At 56.7% G+C, this 695-nt stretch carries 1 protein-coding gene and 1 pseudogene; both read left to right on the plus strand.

All coding sequences use genetic code 11. From position 1 onward, the window contains the following. Positions 1-153: pseudogene (locus tag QCE79_RS33305) on the plus strand (PKHD-type hydroxylase); the annotation flags it as partial. 28 nt (positions 154-181) lie between these two features. After that, the coding region (locus QCE79_RS33310) for a hypothetical protein (protein WP_404989471.1) at positions 182-695 on the plus strand (514 nt) is incomplete at its 3' end.

The following is a 695-nucleotide window of genomic DNA, read 5'->3' on the forward strand; positions in this document are numbered from 1 at the left end:
CAAAGCATGATCCGCAACGATCAGAAGCGCACGATGCTCTTCGAACTGGACCAGACCATTCAATCGCTGCGCACGAAATACGGCGAAAGCGACGAGAGCCTGACGCTGTCCAATCACTATCACAACCTGTTGCGCGAGTGGTCGGAGATCTGATGGAGCAATGCGGCTCGTTGGCAGGGACATGACAGACAGCAACTCGATGCAATCGTCGGCAACAAATGTCTTTCTGATTACCTACCGGCAAACAAAGTACGTTTCATTGGCCCGCCAGTTGGCGCGCCACGACGTGCGGCTTCACGTTCAGACCGAACTTCACGCGCATCAACTGTCGGGTCTCGATATCGACGGAACGACGACCATCGTCGATCTGTCGATGCCTTCATTGGACGTATTGACGACGCTCGCGAGATTATGCGTACACCGTGGACGCACGCGCCTCGTGTTGCTGGCGGCGTGCAATGAAGACATGGAGCGCGCCGCCGCGTTTGAACTCGGCAACGACGCGTGCATCAGCGCGCCGCTCGTTTGCACAAATCTTCTGTCGGTTCTTCGCACGCCAGCGCAGCCCGTCCAAAAAGCGACGTTCATCGATCAGGTGTTTGAGTCGCCGCTGATTCGCATCGATCCGAGAACACGTACGGCATTTCGCGGCCAAGCGGTACTGAATCTGACGGGCGCGCAATACACGCTTCTTT

This window comes from Caballeronia sp. LZ003, assembly GCF_031451465.1.
Lineage (GTDB): Bacteria > Pseudomonadota > Gammaproteobacteria > Burkholderiales > Burkholderiaceae > Caballeronia.